We start from the raw sequence: 16,805 nt of genomic DNA on the forward strand, positions 1-16,805 counted from the left end.
GGGAGTAGCTCCCAACGTCGCGGTCGACATACTGGCGCCACCCGAAAGCTGGGAGTGCCCGGCCGCACGGCCTGCACCACCAGGCGAGCGAGACCTTCGATCCGGTGAACGCACCGGGTCGGAGTTGCTCGCCAACCTCGATCCGGTCCGAGATCGAGGTGGTCCGTGGTCATGGAAGGTTTCCTGCTGGCGTTCGCCGTCAGCTTCGGGGTGGTCTTCGTCGCCGAGCTCGGCGACAAGTCCCAGCTGATGGCGCTCACGTTCGCCACGCGCTACCGCGCGCTGCCGGTGCTCGCCGGCATCACCATCGCCACGGCAGTGGTGCACCTGCTCTCCGTCGCCGTCGGGCACGGGCTGGGCGCGGCGCTCCCGACCGGCTGGATCGCGCTGGCCGCCGCCGTCGCATTCGTCGGGTTCGGCGCGTGGACGCTACGCGGTGACGAGCTGACCGACTCCGAACGCCGCAAGGCGGAACGGTCGAGCGGCTCGGCCGTGGTCGCGGCGTCGGTGGCGTTCTTCCTCGCGGAGCTCGGCGACAAGACGATGCTCGCGACCATCACGCTCGCCACCCAGCACGGCTGGTTCGGCGTCTGGGTGGGCTCGACGATCGGCATGGTCGCCGCCGACGCGCTGGCGATCGTCGTCGGCCGCCAGCTCGGTCGGCGCCTCCCCGAGCGCGCCGTGAAGATCGGTTCTTCGGTCCTGTTCTTCGTGTTCGGCGGCTGGCTCGCGGTCGACGCGGTCGGTGTGCTCTCCGGTCGGCCCACCTGGACGGCCGTTGCGGAGCTGCTGGACCACCACGCCGCGGGATGGATCGCGCTCGCCATCGGCGTGACGGCGACCGTTCTAGCCGTCGTGGGACGGCGCCGGCTGCGGGGGGCACCGACCGCGCCCGCGTGGACGGCGAGGGTGCTCTTCGTGCTGGCGACGCTGCTCGGCCTCGGCGCCCCGCTGCTCGTCGGGGTGGACGTCATCGACCCGATCACGGTGTTCGACGATCCCGGCATCGTCGTGATCGGTGCGGGGCTCGCCCTGCTCGGCGTCGTGCTGGTGCTGGCCTCGCAGGCGAGCCGCAGCGCCGGCACGGCGATGGCGACCCGCGGGCTGCACGCGCGCATCCGCAACCCCGGGCTCACCGGGATGGTCCTCGCGACCGCGGGGACGATGGTGATGGTGCCGACGCTCGTCGGGGTGCTCGCGGCCGTGCTGCTCGTCGTCGCGGTGCAGATCCAGGCGCGTGCCGTGCGGGAGCCGGTGCTGGCGCGGCTGCACGGGGAGTCGTACGCCGAGTACACCGCCCGCACCGGGCGGTTCCTGCCCAAGCTGCCCGAGGCGCCGCCGCCTCGCTTCCCCAGCCGCCACCACCAGCGGGTGGGCTGAGCCGGGCATGTTCACGGGCCCGATCGTGTTGCACCAATCATGACCAGCACCCTGTCCGGCCCGGTTGTGCCGGATCTGCAGGAATCGTGGAACGTGTGGCACGCCGAGCGGGAAGCGGAGCTCAGCACCCCGCACGGCTGGCTCAGCCTCACCGCGTTGCACTGGCTCGACACCGAGCCCACCTCGTTCGACGGCCTGCCGGGGACGTGGAGCGCCACCCCCGACGGCGTGGTGATCACCGCGACCGCCGCCGACGGGCTCGTCGTCCGCACGGTCACCGAGCCGCGGCTCGTCGACGGCACCGTCACGCTGCACCCCGTCGACGGCCTGCCCGGCAGCCTCGTCGAGGCGGGCGACCTCCTGATCGAGGTCGTTCGCCGCACCGACTCGCACGCCATCAGGGTCCGCGACCCGCACGCGATCACCAGGACGGCCTTCACCGGCGTGCCCGCTTTCCCCGTCGAGGAGCGGTGGGTCGTCGACGCCACCTTCGAGCCCTACGCCGAGCCGCGCCCGATCACCGTCGGGGCCCTGGTCGAGGGGCTCAACCACCACCTCACTGCCGTCGGCGTCGTCCGCTTCACGATCGATGGCGAGCAGCACCAGCTCGTCGCGCTGCCGGGCAAGGACGGCGGGCTCTCGCTGCACTTCCGCGACGCGACGGCGGGGGTCTCGACCTACCCGGGCGGCCGCTCGGTGCGCACCGCCGACCCCGCGGCGGACGGCAGCGTGAAGATCGACCTCAACCGCCTCACCAACCTGCCCTGCGCCTTCACGGACTACGCCACCTGCCCGCTCCCGCCGGAAGGGAACGTGCTGAGCGTGGCCGTCGAGGCAGGGGAGCGCAGCCCGCTGCGGCCGGACCGGAGCTGAACGCAAACTTCCCCACCGTTTTGCCTACTTGCACGGGCTGAGCCGTGTGCGGGTTGGCAAAACGGTGGGGAAGTTCGTGCTACTTCGACCAGGCCCCACCCGACATCGCGGCCGATCGCACGCGGAAGCCCGCGGTGCCGGCGACGATGTCGCGGCGGATCTCCGCCTTGTTGCGGCCGGTGCCGGCGACGGTCGGGCCGAGGGCCTTCGCGATCTCCTTGAGCACCGGGACGGTGAAGAGGCTGTCGTTGCGGATCAGGAAGTCGGCGACGTCTGCGGGCGTCGAGAGGCGGTTGATCTCCGCGACCGCGGCCGCGACGTCCACCCCTGCCGGGATGGGAGGTTTCGCGACCGGGCGGCGGGCGGAGCGGGCCGGCCGGAACTCGAGTCGGCCGCGTCCGGTAGCAAGATCCTCAAGCTGCGAGGGCGTGAGGGACTCGAGTATCGCGGTGGCCTGCTGCAGCGCGGCCGCCAACGGTGATGGAGCTGGAACTTCGGTCGTCACGCTGCAATCCCCTCGAGCTTGCCCGACAGCTCAGAAACCATGTCACGGAGCTCGCGCGTCTGTGCGCGGCCCGTACCTCCGAGGATGACCGGTACCCCGTGTTCCGGGGCCGGTCCGTAGACCGCCTTGCTATCCCGCATGGTCGTCACGAACGTGGGCACCTCCCGTGCCTCGATCCGGCTGATGACGCTGCGCTGGGCCTCGATGGGGGCACCGTTCTGGTTCTGCACCATGGTGAACACCACCGCGGCGGGCGGGCGTTCGATCGGCCCCGCCCCGCAGTCGTTGTACTGCTCGATGAACTCCTTGATCTTCAGCCCGAGCGAGTCGATCCCGTTGGTCGACAGGTAGTCGGGCTTCGTGGGGATCAGGAGGAGGTCGCTCGCCGCAACAGCGTTCTTGGCGATGAGGCCGAAGTTGGGCGCGCAGTCGATGAGTACAACGTCATAGTCGGCAAACGCTTCGTGCTGCAATCCGTCACGCAATCGGCTGTGAAGATCTCCGAAAAGTTTCTCGTCGGAGATCAACTTCGCGGCCAGGGCGGTCTCGATGTCCGAGAGGTCGCGGTGGGCCGCGATGAGATCGAGGTGGCCACGGCTGCGTGAGAGCTTGTCGTGCACGCGCGGCGGTGACGCGATGAGGCCCATCGGGCTGTCCATCGCAGCCGGCGTGCCCACGCCGTCGTACCAGTGCTTGATGGTTCTGGAGGGCAGCAGTTCGGCCGTCCACTCGCTCTGCGTGAAGAACGAGACGGTGAGGCTGGCCTGAGCGTCGAGATCGACGAGCAGGACCTTCTGGCCTCGTGCCGCGAGTCCGGCGCCGAGGTTGGCGGTCAGGGTGGTCTTACCCACGCCGCCCTTGTGATTGATGATCGCGACGACCTTCACCGTTCTCCCTCCCATGACGCGGGCCGAACGATGCCATACGGGTGAACCACCCCGGCACTGAGGTCGAGGCGCGCCGCATCCCCCGCTCAGGGGCGTCGAGGGGGCATATCGGGCCTGTTCGGCACCGGTTTGGACCTTGTGGCGGGGTTCGAGTGGTGACTGTGCAGAGTGAGATAACGAGGCGGTTACGCCAAGGTGTGTTTGTCTCCGCCCGGGTGGCCCATCCAGACTTCACTCGTCCGAGTATCAGTTTGGTGAATTCACTCCATCGGGTGATCAGGCCGCGCGATCGGCCGCCATCCTGAGGGGCATGCCGCCCTCCATGGACGATCTCGCCGACGACCTGGCTGCCGAGACGGCCGTGCTGCGCGCGCTCGTCGTCGACCTCGACGCCGACGGGTGGGCGGCGCCAACTCCCGCCGCCGGTTGGTCGGTGCACGACCAGATGGGCCACCTCGCCCACTTCGACGACGCCGCGGTGCGGTCCGCCGTCGAGCCCGAGGCGTTCTCGGCGGAGCTCGCCGCTGTGCTGGCGGAAGGCGGAACGGACCCCGACGAGATCGCCGCACGCTACCGCGGGCTGCCGCCGGAGGCGGTGCTCTCGTGGTTCGACGAGTCGCGCACCCGCCTGCTGGAGGTCTTCCGCGCACTCGACCCCGCCCTGCGTGTGCCCTGGTACGGCCCGCCGATGAGCGCAGCGTCGTCGCTCACCGCGCGGATCATGGAGACGTGGGCGCACGGACAGGACGTCGCCGACACCGTGGGCGTCACGCGGGAGCCGACCGACCGCCTGCGGCACGTCGCCCACATCGGTGTGCGCGCCCGCCCGTTCAGCTACGCGCTGCGCGGCAAGGAGCCGCCGTCCACGCCGGTGCGCGTGGAGCTGGTGGCGCCGGGAGGGGGGACCTGGACGTGGGGCCCCGACGACGCCGCTGACCGCGTCACCGGCCCCGCGCTCGACTTCTGCCTGCTCGTCACGCAGCGCCGCCATCGCGACGACACGGCGCTGGAGGCGAACGGCCCGATCGCGGACGAGTGGCTGGGCATCGCCCAGGCATTTGCCGGCGCGCCAGGCGGGGGTCGCCGCGCCGGCCAGTTCGGCTAAGGGGTCAGCGCGAGCGGTCGTCCTCGTAGTCGGGGACGTGCGTGCGTTGCTCCGCGACGTCGGCCTCGTCGGCCTCCAGCGGGAGGTCGGCCGCGTCGAGCTCCTCGGCCTCCTCCGGTCCGGTGGGGACCTGCTGCTCGGCCACGTCGGCGTCGGGATCTTCGATGCCCATGGGATGGAGTGTGCCCGTCGCGGGTGCCGCTCACACCTGCCTGGCACTCGACATCAGAGTGACATCGACGCGAACTCGGTGCGTTGGTGCGCGCGCAGGACGCCCACGACGCCGGCGACGGTGGCCGCGACCAGTACGGCGAGCCCGGTCAGCGTCGCGGCGTCGGGCGCCAGCAGGGGCTGGCCGCGCAGCGCCTGCCACGTGACGAGCGCGACCAGTCCGGCGTAGGAGGCGGCGCCGACGAACGGCAGCCCCGGTCCGACCCATCCTGCTGCGCTGGTTCGCCCTGCCGGTCGAGCCGGGGTGATGTGCGTGGAAGCCACCCAGGTGCACCCCGGATGGGTGCGGAACGCACACGTTGCCGGGAAAGCCACGTTCCCGGCCCCACGCGCCGGGAAAGCCACTTTCCCGGCACCCCCTTCGGCGTCGAGTCCCCGCCTGCCGCTGCCGTTCGTTCACCGACCCCACCGCGGCCGCACACCCGAGCGCCGCACCCAGTACGGATTCTCATCCCTCGTGGCGACCCGGAGGGCCATGACGGACCTTCCTGGCACTGCTTGGGGCCCGGCCTGCCCTGCGTCGGGGCCGGCGCGGTGGACGTCAGGAAAGCCACTTTCCTGCAACGACGTTGCAGGAAAGTGGCCTTCCTGACCACGCCGACCCCGCCGGGGGAGGGGGTGCGGGCTCGGGTGGCCGGTCAGTGGTCGGCGGGCTCGCGTTCCTTCTCCGGCCGCTTCACGAACTTGCGCGCGATCGGGACGAGCAGCAGCACGAGGATCGCGAGGTAGACGATCACCGCCAGCGGCGTGGAGACGAGCGTGAGCCAGTCGCCGTCGGCGATCTGCAGCGCACGGCGCAGCTGCAGCTCGGCGTCCGGGCCGAGGATCACCCCGAGCACCGCGGGCAGCACCGGCAGCCCGTAGCGGCGCATGAAGAACCCGATCACGCCGATCACCAGCAGCACGATCAGGTCGACCGGCTGCCCGCTGACCGCGTACGCCCCGACGCAGGCGAAGAACAGGATCCCCGCGTACAGGTACGGCCGCGGGATGCGCAGCAGCTTCGCCCAGACCGGCGCGAGCGGCAGGTTGAGCACGAGCAGCAGCACCAGCCCGATGAACAGGCTCGCGATCAGCGTCCACACCAGCTGCGACTCGCGCTGGAACAGCAGCGGGCCCGGCTGGATGCCGAACTGCTGGAACGCCGCCAGCATCACCGCGGCCGTCGCCGTCGTCGGCAGGCCGATCGTCAGCATCGCGGTGAGCGTGCCCGCCGAGGACGCGCTGGACGCCGACTCCGGTCCGGCCACCCCCTCGATCGCGCCCTTGCCGAACTCGTCGCGACGGCGCGAGAGCCGCCGCTCGAGCACGTACGACAGGAACGTCGGGATCTCCGCGCCACCGGCGGGGATCGCGCCGAACGGGAACCCGATGAGCGGCCCGCGCAGCCACGGCTTCCAGGTGCGCCGCAGGTCGTCGGAGCCGAGCCAGGGCTGGCCGACCGGGATGACCTCCTGCTCGGTGCGCCGCAGGTGCGCGGCCACCCACAGCGCCTCGCCGACGGCGAAGATGCCGACCGCGACGATCACGACGTCGATGCCGTCGGCGAGCTGCGGGATGCCGAACGTGAGCCGCTGCGACCCGGTCAGGGGGTCGAGCCCGACCAACCCGATCGCGAGCCCGATCGCGAGCGACGCGAACCCGCGCACCCGCGAGCTGCCCAGCACCGACGTCACGGCGACGAACGCCAGCACCATCACGGCGAAGTAGTCGGGCGCGCCGATGCCGACGGCGAGGCCCGCGACCAGCGGCGCGAGCAGCACCAGCAGGATCGTGCCGATCATGCCGCCGACGAAGTGCCCGATCGCGGCCGCGGCGAGCGCCTGCGGCCCACGCCCCGATCTCGCCATCGGGTTGCCCTCGATCGCGGCCACCACCGCCGCGCTCTCACCGGGCGTGTTGAGCAGGATCGACGTCGTCGAGCCGCCGAACATGCCGCCGAAGTAGATGCCGGCGAACATGATGAACGCCCCGGTGGGGTCGAACGCGTACGTGACCGGCAGCAGCAGCGCCAGCGCCATCGCCGGCCCGATGCCGGGCAGCACGCCGATCGCCGTGCCGAGCAGCACGCCGATCGCGGCGAACAGCAGGTTGGTGGGTGTCAGCGCGTGGCCGAACCCGTCCATCAGCGAGCTGAACGTGTCCATGTCAGATCAGTCCCATCAGCGGGCCGCCGGGGAGGTCGACGCCGAGCAGCGTGTCGAACACGAACCACGTGACCAGCGAGACGCCCGCGGCGATCAGCGGGTCGCGCGGGATCTCGCGGGAGCCGAGCGAGTAGGTCGCCCCCCAGAACAGCGCCATGCCGGCGAGCGGCCAGCCGATCAGCGGGATCAGCACGGCGGTGGCCACCAGCACGCCGGCCAGCATCAGCACCGTGCGCTTGTCGCTCGGGTGGGTCAGGTCGATGTCGTCGCCGCTCTCGGCCTCACCCTTGCCGCCGCGCAGCACGTCGAGCGTCAGCAGCACGGCGAGCAGCAGCAGGAGCATCCCGACGCCGAGCGGGACGGCGTGCGGCCCGAGCGGGTCGGACGACGAGCCGCCGCCGCGGGTCTCCAACAGCGTGTTGCCGAGCACGAGGGCGCCTGCGGCGAACAGGAACGCCGAGATGCCCAGCTCGGAGTGGTCCTTCAGCCATGTCCTGTCGATCGGTGCGCTCATCAGGCCAGCCCCAGCTCTCGGAGGATCTTGGCGACGCGGTCGTTCTCCGCCGCGAGGAACGTCCCGAACCGGTCGGCGGGCAGGAACGCGTCGGTCCAGCCGTTGCGCTCGAGCGCCTCCTTCCACTCCGGGGTGTCGTGCAGCGCGACGAACGCGTCGACGAGCTCACGGGTCTGGTTCGCGTCGAGGCCCGGAGGCGCGACGATGCCGCGCCAGTTGGTGAACTCCATGTCGACGCCCGATTCCTTGAGCGTCGGGGCGTCGATGCCTTCGACCCGCTCCGGTGCGGTGACGGCCAGCACGCGCAGCTCACCGGCCTCGATCTGGTCGCGGTACTCGGAGATGCCGGACGTGCCGAACGCGACCTTGTTGCCGAGCACCGCGGCGAGCAGCTCGCCGCCGCCGTCGTAGGGGATGTAGTTGACGGCCTTCGGCTCGATGCCGGCCGCCTTCGCGAACAGCATCGGGGCCAGGTGGTCGGGGCCGCCGGGGGACGACCCGCCGCCGACCGGCACGCCGCCGGGGTTCGCCTTCCACGCGGCGATCAGCTGGTCGATGGTCTTGAACTGGGAGTCCTTGCCGACGACGACGATCTCCGACTCCTGGGTCAGCCGCGCGATGGGCGTGACGTCGGCGAGGGTCGCGGGCGAGTCGTTGGTGTAGACGCTGCCGACGACACCGAGGCCCATCGACATGACCAGCCGATCGTTGCCCGACTCGTTCACCGTCCGGCCGAGCCCGACCGTGCCGCCCGCGCCCGGCAGGTTGAACACCTCGATCGAGCCGCTGACCCCCGAATCCTCCATCGCCTTCGCCGCCGTGCGAGCGGTGATGTCGTAGCCGCCGCCGGGCGCGTTGGGGACGAGGAAGCGCAGGCCGCGCAGCTGGGTGCCGTCGGTGCCCCCGGAGAGGCTCCCGATCAGCGGCGGGATCAGCAGCAGCGCGGCGATCGCCGCGACGATCGCGGTCCACGCCCGGGCGCCGCGCTTGGGCGCCGCCCGCTCGGGTTCGGTCCGGGTGACCATGGCGGCCTCCTCGTCGAGGTGTGGTGCCGGTCATGATGCGGCCGGGGCGCGCGGTTGTCTGCGTTCGACGCACAACGGTCGTTGTGGTCGTAATGGTCGTGTTGCACCGGCGTGCTCTTCCCGCGTCCGTTCTTGCGTCTGGGCAGGTCGCCGTCTCGCTGCCGCGTTGAACTGGCGCTTCGGTGGTGCCACGCTGCCGCGGTGGCTCGTACGCTGGCTCGGCAGTTCCTCGTCTGGCAGCTGGCCGTGGTCGTGCTGCTGCTCGGCGCGGTGGCGGTCGTCGCCGTCGTGCAGCAGAACGCCGCGTTCCGGGAGACGCAGGGCCGACGGGTGCTGTCGGTCGCGGAGGACGTCGCGTCGATGATCGCCGTCCGCGAGAGCCTCGAGCGTCGCCACTTCGACCCGCTACCGGGGCTCGCCACCAGCGCGCGCAACATCTCCGGCGCCGACGAGGTCGTCATCGTCGACTCCGACGGCATCGCCCGCACCGCCGACGACCCCGCGCTCGTCGGCACCCGCTACGACCTGGGCGACAGCACGGCGCTGCAGGGCAGGTCGTGGACGGGCAACCCGGACGGGCGGACCGTCATCGCGCACGTCCCGGTGATGTCGCAGGAGACCCAGAGCCTGATCGGGATCGTGGCGGTCAGCGCGCAGGCACCCTCGCTGCTGGACGGGCTCGCGGCCGCGCCCGGGCCGACGGTCGCGTTGCTGGGGGTGGCGCTCGTGCTCGGGGTGGTCGGCTCGCTGCTGCTGGCCAGGCACGTCCGGCGGCAGACGCTCGGACTGGAGCCCGCCGAGATCGTCGAGCTGGTCCAGCGTCGTGAAGCGATGCTGCTCGGGGTGAAGGAGGGTGTGGTCGGGCTGGACCGGGCGCACCGGGTCACGCTGCTCAACCAGGCCGCGCGCGACCTGCTCGGCCCGATCGAGGTCGGCGCCGACGTCGCGACCGCAGGGCTGGACGAGCGGCTGCGCGACGTGCTGATCGGCGCCTCGGTCGGCGAGGACCAGCTGGTGCTGCGCGGCTCGACGGTGCTCGTGCTGAACCGGATGCCGGTGGTCGTGCACGGCGAGCAGGTCGGTGCCGTCGTCACACTGCGCGATCGCACCGAGCTCGCGACGCTAGAACACCGCCTGGACGCGTCGCGGCACGTCACCGACACGCTGCGCGCGCAGACGCACGAGTTCACCAACCGCCTGCACACCATCGCCGGGCTCACCGAGCTGGGCGAGCACGACGAGGTGCGCCGGTTCGTCGCCGACATCGTCGCCGGGAGCGACCAGTGGCGCCGCGACGTCACCGCCAGGGTCGCCGACGCCGCGGCGGCTGCGCTGCTGGTCGCGAAGGCGAGTCTCGCTACGGAACGCAACGTCGAGCTGCGGCTCGTCCCGGGCACGACGCTGGGCGCCCACCACGACCCGGCGCTCTCGGCGGACCTGGTGACGGTCGTCGGCAACCTCGTCGACAACGCCCTCGACGCCGTGGCCGCGGGCGTCCCGCCGCGTTGGGTCGAGATCGGGATCGAGGGACCGGACAGCGGCGCCGTGCGGGTCACCGTCCGCGACTCGGGACCGGGGGTGGCGTCGGAGCTGGCCGAGGAGGTCTTCCGGCACGGCTTCACCACCAAGGCGGCCGACGAGCCCGGCGGGCGTGGGCTCGGGCTCGCGCTCACGCGGCAGGTGTGCCTGCGCCGCGGCGGCAGCATCACCGTCCACAATGACTCCGGCGCCGTCTTCACCGCGGTGCTGCCGCTGGTCGACGCTCCGATCGATGCGGAGGTCGCGGTCTGATGCGGGTGCTCGTCGTCGACGACGACTTCATGGTCGCCCGCGTGCACAGCGGCTACGTCCAGCGCATCCCCGGCTGCACGGTCGTGGGTGTGGCGCACTCCGGCGTCGATGCACTGGAGCAGGCCGCCGCGCTGCGCCCCGACCTGGTGCTGCTGGACGTCTACCTGCCCGACATGTCCGGCATCGACGTCCTGCGGCGACTGCGCACCGGCGCGCCCGACGACCCGTTCGTGCTGGTCATCACGGCCGCTGACGACACCGCGACGGTCACCGCGGCACTGCACGGCGGCGCGGCGCACTACCTGGTCAAGCCGTTCGAGTCGAAGGCGCTGCAGGAGCAGGTCGAGCGGGTGATCAAGGTGCGCGGGCGGCTCGCCGGCCTGGATCGAGCCGGGCAGGAGGACATCGACGCGTTCTTCGGCGGGCGCCCCGCCGGTGCCGCCCGGCTGCCGAAGGGGCTGACCGCGCCCACCGCGCAGCTCGTCGAGGAGGTGCTGCGCGGGCACGACGGCGACCTCTCGGCGTCGGAGTGCGCGGAGCGGGCCGAGCTGTCGCGGGTGAGCGCGCGGCGCTACCTGGAGCACTTCGTCCAGCAGGGCACGGTGACGGTGCGCCTGCGCTACGGCGGCACCGGCCGTCCGGAACGCCGCTACCGCTGGACGGGCTGAAAGTTCCCCACCGTTTTGCCAACCTGCACACCCAAAAGGGGGTGCAAGTTGGCAAAACGGTGGGGAAGTTCGGGCTCAGGCTGGGGTGGCGGCGGCTGTCGTCTGGGTCAGGATCGCGGCGACGAGCGGGGAGAGCACCGTGCGGTTGATGGCGTGCCCCATACCCGGGATGCGGACGAGGCGGCCGCTGCCGATCGAGCGGGCGAGGTGGCCGGCGTTGGGCGGCGGGAAGGCGGGGTCCTCCGGCGCCTCGATGATCAGCGTCGGGACCTCGACGGCCGCGAGCTCGCCACCGCGCTCCAGGCCCTCGGTGGCCATCCGCGCGTGTGCGGTGGTCGGCTCCGACGAACCGGCGTGCTCGATGACCCGCTCCTCGAGAGCGCGGAACTCCGCGGGGTCGAAGGGCGTGCCGGTGCCGTTGAGCGCCCGCCAGTGCGCGACGCGCCAGCGCAGCTCGCCCTCAGGGTCGCGCGGGTCGTCCATCTCGCCCCAGAGCCGCAGCAGGGCCTCCTCCGGCCCCGGCATCACCGGTGCGCCGGGCACGGCCATCGCGCCGGTGCAGAAGAGGGTGGCCGACGCGAGCCGGTCGGCGTGGTCGAGCAGGAGCAGCTGGACGATGAACCCGCCCATGGACATCCCGACGACGTGCGCGCGCGGGACGTCGAACGCGTCGAGCACGGCGACGGCGTCGGCTGCGAGGTCGGTGATGCCGTAGGGCTGGTCATCGATGACCTTGCTGCTGAGCCCGGTGTCGCGGTGGTCGTAGCGGATGACGCGGTGGTGCTCGGCGAGGCGGTCGACCAGCTCCTGCGGCCAGGTGAACGCCGATGCGTTGGCTCCCATCACGAGCAGCAGAGGCTCGCCGGGATTGGGGCCGGTCGGGGAGATGTCCTCGGCCCAGATGCGCACACCCGGTGCGACGTCGACGTAGCGTTCCACGGCCTCAGCCTGCCCGGTGCTCCAGGACGCTGTCGAACCGGGAGGGTGTGCCGCACCCCACCCCGCCCGGCACCGGGTTTCCCCAGGTGCCGGGCGGCGGGGTCGGCGACCTACTTCAGTGCGTCGAGAAGCGCCTTGCGCTGGCGCTCGCCAAGACCGGCGGCACGGCGGGAAGCGTCGATGCCGGTGGCCTCCAGAAGCGCGGAGACCTTCGCCGGGCCGTAGCCGGGGAGGCTCTTGAGCAGGTCGGCGACCTTGGTCTTGCCGACGATCTGGTCGGACTTCGCACGGTCGAGCACGGCGGGGATCGTCTGCTCGCCGCGCGCGATCGCGTCACGCAGCTCCTTGCGGGCGGTGCGGGCGGCCGCGGCCTTCTTCAGAGCCTCGGCGCGCTGCTCGGGGGTGAGCGTGGGCAGTGCCATGTCGTCCTTCTCCTCTCCATGCGTGCACCCCGGACGGGTGTCTACGCAGGTCATCTTCACGTCAAGCGTGGCAGAACGCCTTCGCGCCACGCGGGCAACCCCCCGGAAAACCGCAGATCACGCCCTGAACGGGCGCAGAAACCGCTGGTCAGAGACTCGGTCACAGGTCCGTCCTGAATGGTCACGATCCGTGGTCGACTTCAACAAATCGCCAGGTCAAGGCGTTCTCCTGCAATCGGGCACCTGGTGCCGCAAATCGAGCCGAAGATCATCAGCGGGCGCACCTCGATCGGGGTGTCGCCCGGGACGCACAACGCCCCCGACCCATCACGGGTCGGGGGCGTTGCCTCACGCCTGAATGGGATCAGGTCTGAGCGCCGGCGGGGCTCTTGTCGAGCGAGGGCGGCTCGCCGGCGGAGTCCTCCTCGGCGTCCTCGTCGATCATCCGCGCCTCGTCGAACGGCTCCTGGCCGCTGAGCACCCGCTCGGCCTTGGCCCGGTCGAACTCGCCGACCCAGTTGCCGATGAGCACGGTCGCGACCGCGTTGCCGGCGAAGTTGGTGAGCGCGCGGGCCTCGGACATGAACCGGTCGATGCCGACGATGAGCCCGACGCCGTCGACCAGGTCGGGACGGTGCGACTGCAGGCCGCCCGCCAGCGTCGCGAGCCCCGCGCCGGTGACCCCGGCGGCGCCCTTCGACGCGATGATCATGAACAGCAGCAGGCCGATCTGCTCGCCGAGGGCCAGCGGCTTGCCGAGCGCTTCCGCGATGAAGATCGAGGCCATCGTCAGGTAGATCGCGGTGCCGTCGAGGTTGAACGAGTACCCGGTGGGCACCGTGATCCCGACGACCGGGCGCGAGATCCCGGCGTGCTCCATCTTCGCGATCAGGCGGGGCAGCGCCGACTCCGACGACGACGTCGAGAGGATCAGCAGGAACTCCCTGCCCAGGTAGCGCAGCAGCTGGAAGATGTTGACCCCGGCGCCGAGCTTCAGCACGATCCCGAGCACGCCGAACACGAACAACGCGCAGGTGATGTAGAAGCCGAGCATGATCTGCCCGAGGGCGGCGAGCGCTGCCCAGCCGGTGTCGGCCACGACCCCGGCGATCGCGCCGAACGCACCGATCGGCGCCGCCCACATGATCATCGCGAGGACCCGGAAGACGAGCCGCTCGACGTGCTTGAGCCCGCGCATGATCGGCTCGCCGTTGCTCCCCAGCGCCTGCACGCCGAACCCGACGAGCAGCGCGACGAACAGCGTCGAGAGCACGCTGTCGCCGACCAGCGGGGAGAACAACGTCGTCGGGATGATTCCGAGGAGGAACTCGGTTGTCGTCTTCACCTCGCCGCCGGGCACCTTCCCGTCGATCCCGGCGAGCGCGAGGCCCTCGCCCGGGTGCAGGAGGTTCCCCACGACCAGCCCGATGATCAGCGCGAACGTCGACATCACGAGGAAGTAGACGAGCGCGAGCCCGCCGACCTTGCCGACCTTCGCCGCCTGCCGGATGGACCCGATGCCCAACACGATCGTGCAGAAGATGATCGGGCTGATCATCATCTTGATCAGGTTGACGAAGGCGGTGCCGAGCGGCTTGAGACCCTTGCCCAGATCCGGGAACAGGAAGCCGACCAGGATCCCGAGCACCACCGCGACGATGACGGCGATGTACAGGAAGTGGGTGCGGTCCTTCCTGGGGGGCGCATCCGTTTGTGTTGACACTGGTCCTCCGTGAGGCCGACGACGACGGCGGTGTTGCGCGGTTTTCACCTGAACCGGCAACCTTCGCCGGGAAGAATGAGGGGAGGTGTGGTTGCGATCACTGTTTCGTTCATTTCGTACGTGCGCAAGTGGAGCCTGGCGCGGCAGTTGTTCGCGTTGCAGGCGGTCGTCGTCATGATCGTTCTCTCTGGTATGACCGTGGCCGCCTACCTGCAGCTCGACGGGGCGAACAGGGACGCGACAGCCGACGAGATGCTCGGGATCGCGCACACCCTCGCCGATTCCCCGTCCGTGCTCGCGGCGCTCGACGACCCTGCGCCGACGGTCGCGTTGCAGCCCCTCGCCGAACGGGTCCGGCATGACACCGATACCGACTTCGTCGTCGTCATGACGGTCGACGGCACGCGCTTCTCGCATCCCGACGCGAGCGTGATCGGGCGGACCTTCATCGGCACCATCGCGCCCGCCGCGCGCGGCGAGTCGATCACCGAGACCTACACCGGCACGCTGGGACCGTCGGTGCGCGCCGTCGTGCCCGTCTTCGACGGCGGCAAGGTGGTCGCGCTGGTGTCCGTCGGGCGCACCGTCTCGGCCGTCTCCCGCGACCTCGCGGCGCAGGTGCCGCTCGTGCTCGGCGCGGCAGGCGGCGCGCTGCTGCTGGCCGCCGCCGGGTCGTGGCTGGTCAGCCGCTGGTTGCGGCGCACGACGCACGACCTCGGCCCGGCCGAGCTCTCCCGCATGTACGAGTACTACGACGCTGTCCTGCACGCCGTCCGCGAGGGACTGCTGCTGCTCGACCGGCAGCACCGCGTGCAGATGGTGAACGACGAGGCGCGCCGGCTCCTGCAGCTGCCGGCCGACGTCGTCGGCAGCAAGGTCGACGAGATCGGGCTGCCGCCGGCGCTGGGTGCCGTGCTCGTGACCGGCGAGGCCCGCCACGACGAGATCCACCTGACGGGTGACGGGGTGGTGGTCGTCAACCAGCGGGCCGCGCGGTGGGCCGGGCGGCGCCTGGGCACGGTCGTGACCTTGCGCGACCATACCGAGCTGCGCGCGCTGGTAAGCGAGCTGGAGACGATCCGCGGCTTCGCCGACTCGCTCAACGCGCAGGCGCACGAGGCCGCCAACCAGCTGCACACGGTGATCTCCCTGATCGAGCTGGGCCGCGCCGACGAGGCGCTCGAGTACGCGACGGGCGAGCTCGCCGTCGCGCAGCACCTGACCGACGCCGTGCTCGCCGCGATCGCCGTGCCGGAGCTCGCCGCGCTGGTCGTCGGCAAGGCGTCGGAAGCCGCGGAGCGGGGCGTGGAGCTGCAGGTGGAGGATGGCGCGGTGCTACCGGCAGGCATCGCGGACCCGCGCGACCTCATCACGATCGTCGGCAACCTCGTCGACAACGCGATCGACGCCGCGTTGGAGGCGCCGGGCCCACGCCGGGTGGTGCTGGGCTCACGGGTGCTCGACGGCGAGGTCGTGCTGACCGTCGCCGACAGCGGGCCGGGGCTCGACCCCGCCGATGCCGAGCGCGCGTTCACCCGCGGCTGGAGCACCAAGGAGCACGCGCCGGGGCTCGGGCGTGGGCTGGGACTCGCGCTGGTCAGGCAGGCGGCGCACCGGCACGCGGGCCGCGTCGAGGTGCGTCGCGGCGAGACCGGGGCCGTGTTCGCCGTCCACCTGCCGGTGCCGATCGCCGCATGATCCGCACGCTGGTGGTCGAGGACGACCCCGTCGCCGCTGCCGCGCACGCCGCCTACGTCGGGCGGGTGCCCGGGTTCGAGGTCGTCGCGACGGCCATGAACGGCGCGGACGCCCTGCGGGCCGTCACGACGACGCAGATCGACCTCGTGCTGCTCGACGTGCACCTCCCCGACACCAGCGGGCTGGAGGTGCTGCGCCGGATGCGGGCGGCGGGCCACACCACCGATGTGATCATGGTGACGCGGGCCCGCGACCTCGCCGTCGTGCACGCTGCCATCTCCTTCGGCGCCACCCAGTACCTCGTCAAACCGTTCACGTTCAGCTCGGTGCGGGCGAAGCTCGCCGGCTACCTGGAGTACCGGGAGCGGCTGCGCAACGAGGCGCTCGTCGCGCAGGGCGACGTCGACGAGCTCTTCAGCTCGCTCCGCGGGCGGGTCGTGGCGTCCGGGCTGCCCAAGGGGGTCACGAAGGAGTCGCTCGACGCCGTCTCGGCCGCGCTGCAGGCGGCGGGGCGGGACGTCGGGCTCACGGCGGCTGAGGTCGCCGGGACGCTCGGCGCGTCCCGGGTGACGGCCCGGCGGTACCTGGAGTACCTCGTCGAGACGGGGCTGGGGGTGCGGCGCGCCCGCTACGGGGGCACCGGGCGGCCGCAGACCGAGTACCTGTGGCGGGAGGGCGGGGTCCGGTAGCGACTCCACGGCCGCCGCGTGGTGGCCGGGGGAGGGCAGCAAAGCCACTTTCCGGTGACGTCCCCGCTGGTGGTGTAAGTCCCGGTCGTCCCGCGCGTCGCAGCGCATGGGAGAAGCCATCGCGTGAGTCTCTGCGTGATCCCGCCAAGGAACTCGTAGAGAGGTGCCACGCGATGGCCCTGGACCAGTCTGCCCTGCTCGAAGTTCT

The 16,805-nt window shown here is 71.5% G+C and carries 17 protein-coding genes; 7 read left to right on the forward strand and 10 right to left on the reverse strand.

The window, feature by feature from the left end:
- Window positions 1–171: 171 nt before the first annotated feature.
- Window positions 172–1,380, forward strand: coding sequence for a TMEM165/GDT1 family protein (locus LL648_RS23140; protein WP_232664798.1), 1,209 nt, complete (start codon window positions 172–174; stop codon window positions 1,378–1,380).
- Between the two features lie 39 nt (window positions 1,381–1,419).
- Window positions 1,420–2,253, forward strand: coding sequence for a DUF1684 domain-containing protein (locus LL648_RS23145; protein WP_232664776.1), 834 nt, complete (start codon window positions 1,420–1,422; stop codon window positions 2,251–2,253).
- A 79-nt stretch (window positions 2,254–2,332) separates the two neighbouring features.
- Here the strand turns inward: LL648_RS23145 and LL648_RS23150 are convergent, their stop codons facing one another.
- Window positions 2,333–2,758 (reverse strand): hypothetical protein, encoded by a 426-nt coding sequence (locus tag LL648_RS23150; protein ID WP_232664777.1) that lies wholly within the window; start codon window positions 2,756–2,758, stop codon window positions 2,333–2,335.
- Window positions 2,755–3,645, reverse strand: a complete 891-nt coding sequence (locus LL648_RS23155; protein WP_308190382.1) for a ParA family protein — start codon at window positions 3,643–3,645, stop codon at window positions 2,755–2,757. The genes LL648_RS23150 and LL648_RS23155 overlap by 4 nt, the downstream gene beginning before the upstream one ends.
- A gap of 310 nt (window positions 3,646–3,955) precedes the next feature.
- On the opposite strand from LL648_RS23155, the gene LL648_RS23160 reads away from it, so the two are divergent.
- Window positions 3,956–4,750: a TIGR03084 family metal-binding protein gene (locus LL648_RS23160; RefSeq protein WP_232664779.1), complete on the forward strand. Its 795-nt coding sequence runs from the start codon at window positions 3,956–3,958 to the stop codon at window positions 4,748–4,750.
- 4 nt (window positions 4,751–4,754) lie between these two features.
- Here the strand turns inward: LL648_RS23160 and LL648_RS23165 are convergent, their stop codons facing one another.
- The 5 genes from LL648_RS23165 to LL648_RS23185 form a co-directional block, all read right to left on the reverse strand.
- On the reverse strand, window positions 4,755–4,922 hold the full coding sequence (locus LL648_RS23165; RefSeq protein WP_232664780.1) for a hypothetical protein: 168 nt from the start codon (window positions 4,920–4,922) through the stop codon (window positions 4,755–4,757).
- Window positions 4,923–4,975: 53 nt separating this feature from the next.
- A complete protein-coding gene (locus LL648_RS23170; RefSeq protein WP_232664800.1) occupies window positions 4,976–5,245 on the reverse strand; it encodes a hypothetical protein in 270 nt (89 codons plus the stop codon).
- 374 nt (window positions 5,246–5,619) lie between these two features.
- Complete coding sequence (locus LL648_RS23175; RefSeq protein ID WP_232664781.1) at window positions 5,620–7,128, reverse strand: tripartite tricarboxylate transporter permease; 1,509 nt, start codon at window positions 7,126–7,128, stop codon at window positions 5,620–5,622.
- 1 nt (window position 7,129) lies between these two features.
- Entirely contained in the window at window positions 7,130–7,642 is a 513-nt protein-coding gene (locus LL648_RS23180; RefSeq protein WP_232664782.1) for a tripartite tricarboxylate transporter TctB family protein, read from the reverse strand.
- Window positions 7,642–8,667, reverse strand: coding sequence for a Bug family tripartite tricarboxylate transporter substrate binding protein (locus LL648_RS23185; protein WP_232664783.1), 1,026 nt, complete (start codon window positions 8,665–8,667; stop codon window positions 7,642–7,644). The genes LL648_RS23180 and LL648_RS23185 overlap by 1 nt, the downstream gene beginning before the upstream one ends.
- 201 nt (window positions 8,668–8,868) lie before the next feature.
- On the opposite strand from LL648_RS23185, the gene LL648_RS23190 reads away from it, so the two are divergent.
- A complete protein-coding gene (locus tag LL648_RS23190) occupies window positions 8,869–10,458 on the forward strand; it encodes a sensor histidine kinase (protein ID WP_232664784.1) in 1,590 nt (529 codons plus the stop codon).
- Window positions 10,455–11,126 carry a response regulator gene (locus tag LL648_RS23195; RefSeq protein ID WP_232664799.1) on the forward strand — a complete coding sequence of 224 codons (672 nt, stop codon included), beginning with the start codon at window positions 10,455–10,457 and terminating at the stop codon, window positions 11,124–11,126. Before LL648_RS23190 ends, LL648_RS23195 begins: the two co-directional genes overlap by 4 nt.
- Before the next feature lie 75 nt (window positions 11,127–11,201).
- On the opposite strand, the gene LL648_RS23200 is transcribed toward LL648_RS23195, so the two are convergent.
- From LL648_RS23200 to LL648_RS23210, 3 genes are all read right to left on the reverse strand, one after another.
- Entirely contained in the window at window positions 11,202–12,065 is an 864-nt protein-coding gene (locus LL648_RS23200; RefSeq protein WP_232664785.1) for an alpha/beta fold hydrolase, read from the reverse strand.
- Between the two features lie 110 nt (window positions 12,066–12,175).
- Complete coding sequence (gene mihF / locus LL648_RS23205; RefSeq protein WP_232664786.1) at window positions 12,176–12,487, reverse strand: integration host factor, actinobacterial type; 312 nt, start codon at window positions 12,485–12,487, stop codon at window positions 12,176–12,178.
- A 364-nt stretch (window positions 12,488–12,851) separates the two neighbouring features.
- The gene (locus LL648_RS23210; RefSeq protein ID WP_232664787.1) at window positions 12,852–14,210 is read right to left on the reverse strand and encodes a cation:dicarboxylate symporter family transporter; all 1,359 of its coding nucleotides are present in this window, start codon (window positions 14,208–14,210) and stop codon (window positions 12,852–12,854) included.
- A 120-nt stretch (window positions 14,211–14,330) separates the two neighbouring features.
- Between LL648_RS23210 and LL648_RS23215 the strand changes: the two genes are divergently transcribed.
- Window positions 14,331–15,908: a sensor histidine kinase gene (locus tag LL648_RS23215; RefSeq protein ID WP_308190383.1), complete on the forward strand. Its 1,578-nt coding sequence runs from the start codon at window positions 14,331–14,333 to the stop codon at window positions 15,906–15,908.
- Window positions 15,905–16,597 (forward strand): response regulator, encoded by a 693-nt coding sequence (locus LL648_RS23220; protein ID WP_232664789.1) that lies wholly within the window; start codon window positions 15,905–15,907, stop codon window positions 16,595–16,597. The genes LL648_RS23215 and LL648_RS23220 overlap by 4 nt, the downstream gene beginning before the upstream one ends.
- Window positions 16,598–16,805 lie beyond the last annotated feature (208 nt).

Source organism: Pseudonocardia sp. TRM90224 (assembly GCF_021245725.1).
Lineage (GTDB): Bacteria > Actinomycetota > Actinomycetes > Mycobacteriales > Pseudonocardiaceae > Pseudonocardia.

Excerpts from the sequence above, each read along its gene's own strand:
- LL648_RS23140 (WP_232664798.1), top strand. The coding sequence starts at position 172 with ATGGAAGGTTTCCTGCTGGCGTTCGCCGTCAGCTTCGGGGTGGTCTTC.
- LL648_RS23145 (WP_232664776.1), top strand. The coding sequence starts at position 1,420 with ATGACCAGCACCCTGTCCGGCCCGGTTGTGCCGGATCTGCAGGAATCG.
- LL648_RS23160 (WP_232664779.1), top strand. The coding sequence starts at position 3,956 with ATGCCGCCCTCCATGGACGATCTCGCCGACGACCTGGCTGCCGAGACG.
- LL648_RS23165 (WP_232664780.1), bottom strand. The coding sequence starts at position 4,922 with ATGGGCATCGAAGATCCCGACGCCGACGTGGCCGAGCAGCAGGTCCCC.
- LL648_RS23175 (WP_232664781.1), bottom strand. The coding sequence starts at position 7,128 with ATGGACACGTTCAGCTCGCTGATGGACGGGTTCGGCCACGCGCTGACA.
- LL648_RS23180 (WP_232664782.1), bottom strand. The coding sequence starts at position 7,642 with ATGAGCGCACCGATCGACAGGACATGGCTGAAGGACCACTCCGAGCTG.
- LL648_RS23185 (WP_232664783.1), bottom strand. The coding sequence starts at position 8,667 with ATGGTCACCCGGACCGAACCCGAGCGGGCGGCGCCCAAGCGCGGCGCC.
- mihF (WP_232664786.1), bottom strand. The coding sequence starts at position 12,487 with ATGGCACTGCCCACGCTCACCCCCGAGCAGCGCGCCGAGGCTCTGAAG.
- LL648_RS23220 (WP_232664789.1), top strand. The coding sequence starts at position 15,905 with ATGATCCGCACGCTGGTGGTCGAGGACGACCCCGTCGCCGCTGCCGCG.